The organism is Methylobacterium sp. ARG-1 (assembly GCF_001262595.1).
GTDB classification, from domain to species: domain Bacteria; phylum Pseudomonadota; class Alphaproteobacteria; order Rhizobiales; family Beijerinckiaceae; genus Methylobacterium; species Methylobacterium brachiatum.
Genome location: NZ_LHCD01000085.1, coordinates 1 through 613, shown reverse-complemented (window position 1 = coordinate 613; position 613 = coordinate 1). Strand labels below are relative to the sequence as shown.

The following is a 613-nucleotide window of genomic DNA, read 5'->3' as shown; positions in this document are numbered from 1 at the left end:
CGCTCGGCTACTACCTGGCCAACACGGTCAAGACCCGCGCCCTGATCGAGGCCGCCACCCGGGCGGGCGTGCGCCACGTGATCTTCTCCTCGACAGCCGCCGTGTACGGCGAGCCCGAGGTGGTGCCGGTGCCCGAGGACCTGCCGCTCAACCCGATCAACCCCTACGGCCGCTCCAAGCTGATGAGCGAGTGGATGATCGCCGACGCGGCGGCCGCCCACGGCTTTACGTACGTGGTGCTGCGCTACTTCAACGTCGCCGGCGCCGATCCGGCCGGGCGCTCGGGTCAGTCGACCCCGGACGCCACGCACTTGATCAAGGTGGCGACCCAGGCCGCGCTCGGGCGGCGGGCGCGGCTCGACGTCTACGGCACGGACTACCCGACGCCGGACGGCTCGTGCCTGCGCGACTACATCCAGGTCTCGGACCTGGCGGAGGCGCACCGGGTGGCGCTCGACCACCTGCGCGGGGGCGGCGAGAGCCTGACGCTGAACTGCGGCTACGGCCGGGGCTACTCGGTGCTGGAGGTGATCGAGGTGGTCAAGCGGATCTCGGGGCGGGATTTCGAGGTGCGGCTGTGCCCGCGCCGTCCGGGCGATCCGGCCCGGATCGT

1 protein-coding gene is annotated in these 613 nt (G+C 71.9%); it reads left to right on the top strand.

All coding sequences use genetic code 11. From position 1 onward, the window contains the following. Nucleotides 1-613: UDP-glucose 4-epimerase GalE (galE, locus tag AKJ13_RS29895; RefSeq protein ID WP_064774695.1), on the top strand; the 613-nt coding region annotated here is incomplete at both ends.